The organism is Nocardiopsis sp. TNDT3, assembly GCF_003427465.1.
GTDB classification, from domain to species: domain Bacteria; phylum Actinomycetota; class Actinomycetes; order Streptosporangiales; family Streptosporangiaceae; genus Nocardiopsis; species Nocardiopsis dassonvillei.
Map to the genome: position 1 here is coordinate 1 of NZ_QPFC01001019.1, position 2114 is coordinate 2114.

Sequence of the window (2114 nt, forward strand, 5' to 3'; positions counted from 1 at the left end):
GCGCGGGCGAACCCGACAGCATCAGCCCCGAGGCCTCGCGCAGTCCGCCGTCCACCCGCTCCCACACGGGTTCGGCACGCGCGAAGTCGGGTCTGGCGTCGAGCCGCGAGCGCACGGACGTGCTCCCGGAGCGGCACTCGACGACCCGCAGGAGGAGACCCTGCCGGTACAGGCCCGCCCCGCCCTCCTCCGGCCTTCGCACCGCGAGCAGGTCGCGAACGGCCACCTCGGTGTCCGTACCCCGCCAGAGCGTCTCCAGGACGAGCGTGTCGTCGACGTAGGCGCGTCCGGCCGGGCTCGCCCCCTCGACCTCCAGGGTCCATCCGCCTCCGCGCGGGTCCAGGATCCCCGAGACGAGGGCGGGCCCGTCGAACCGGGGAACGCACAGCCAGTCGACGGTGCCGTCGGGTGTGGTGAGCGCGGCGGTGTGGCAGTCCGAGAGGAAGCCGTGGTCGCCGATGCTCGCGGTGCCCTGCGCCATCCGCACCTCCGAGTCGTGTCGTGTTCCCGGGAACCCCTCATGTGCGACTGCCCCGGGGCGCACCCGGCGAAACGACAGCTCAGAAGCTTGCCGCGGCACGTACATACCGGGCGGCGCTCCCGGGTAGCGGAGGGTGCGAAGGGCCGGAAGCGGCCGTGTCGACCCGTGTGGGGGTGGCCGAGGTGGCCGGGAGACCTAACGGCCGGATCGCGGTGGTCAGCGGAGCCAGCGCGGGCGTCGGAAGGGCGACCGCGCGCGAGTTCGCCCGGCGGGGGTACACCGTCGCGCTGCTCGCGCGGGGGCAGGCGGGGCTGGAGGCCGCCGCGGAGGAGGCCCGCGCCGAGGGCGTGGCCGCGCTGCCGCTGCGGGTGGACGTGAGTGACGCCGAGGCGGTGCGCGGGGCCCTGGCCCAGGTCGAGTCGGAGCTGGGACCGGTGGACGTGTGGGTCAACTGCGTGCTCGCCACGGTCATCTCGCCGTTCATGGAGGTGGAGCCGGAGGAGTACCGCCGGGTCACCGACGTCTGCTACCACGGCTACGTCTACGGCACCCAGGCCGCCCTGGAGCGCATGCTGCCCCGGGACAGGGGGGTGATCGTGCAGGTCGGGTCGGCCCTGGCCTACCGCGGCATTCCCCTGCAGGCGGCGTACTGCGGTGCCAAGCACGCGATACGCGGGTTCACCGACTCCGTCCGCGCCGAGCTGATCCACCGCGGATCGGGCGTCCGGGTGACGGAGGTGCACCTGCCCGCGGTGAACACCCCGCAGTTCACCTGGACGCGCGCGCACCTGGACGGCCGCCGCCCGCGCCCCGTGGCCCCCGTGTACCAGCCGGAGGTCGCGGCCCGGGCGATCGTCTGGGGTGCCGAGCACCCGAGGCGGCGCCGGTACTGGGTGGGGGTCTCGACGGTGGCCACCGTCCTGGGCCAGCGGTTCGCACCGAGGGTGCTCGACTGGCAGCTGGGGCTCACCGGACGCAAGAGCCAGGTGCGCGACGCCCACCCGCCCGCGCGCGACAACCTGTTCCGTCCCCTGGACGGCGAGCACGACTTCGGCGCGCACGGCGAGTTCGACGACGAGTCGCGCGAGTCCAGCCTGCTCCAGGAACTGAGTCAGCGGCGGAGCACCGTGGCCCTGCTGGGCGCCGCAGGGTTCGCGGTGGGGGCCGCGGGCTACGCGGTCGCACGGGGAGCGCACCGGCGGCCCTGAACAGCGACGAAGCCGAAACCGAGGGGGAAGAGCATGGCCGAGCACGATCCCGCCGTGGACGAGGCGTGGGAGGAGTTCCACGCGGTGGTGAACATGACCGGGGAGCAGCTGCGCGAGTGGCTGCTCACGAACGCCTCGGGCGAGGACGCCTTCCGCACCGAGCCGGGGCACACGGTGTCCCGGAGGGGCGAGGCGGTCGTGAACCTGCTGAACAAACGCCGCGTGGACGTGACGGAGTCCGACGTCGAGCTGATGCGTGAGGTGACCGAGTACGTCCGCGGCCAGCTCGCGGACCCGCACCGCGAGGACGCGCGGTGGCGGCACCGGCTGATGTCGGTGGGACACGACCCGCTCAGCCCCGACTCGGCGCGCCCCGACGAGGAGGACCTCGCCGGGTAGCGGTCACCGCAAGGCCGGGGCGGGCG

The 2114-nt window shown here is 74.1% G+C and carries 3 protein-coding genes; 2 read left to right on the top strand and 1 reads right to left on the bottom strand.

All coding sequences use genetic code 11. The annotated features are described in order from the left end of the window. Positions 1-481: trehalase-like domain-containing protein (locus DQW06_RS23150; protein ID WP_232833130.1), on the bottom strand; the 481-nt coding region annotated here is incomplete at its 3' end. Between the two features lie 155 nt (positions 482-636). Here DQW06_RS23150 and DQW06_RS23155 point away from each other — a divergent pair. Next, a complete protein-coding gene (locus DQW06_RS23155; protein ID WP_013155560.1) occupies positions 637-1689 on the top strand; it encodes an SDR family oxidoreductase in 1053 nt (350 codons plus the stop codon). Positions 1690-1722: 33 nt separating this feature from the next. Continuing rightward, positions 1723-2088 (top strand): DUF3140 domain-containing protein, encoded by a 366-nt coding sequence (locus DQW06_RS23160; RefSeq protein WP_013155561.1) that lies wholly within the window; start codon positions 1723-1725, stop codon positions 2086-2088. Positions 2089-2114: the final 26 nt, after the last annotated feature.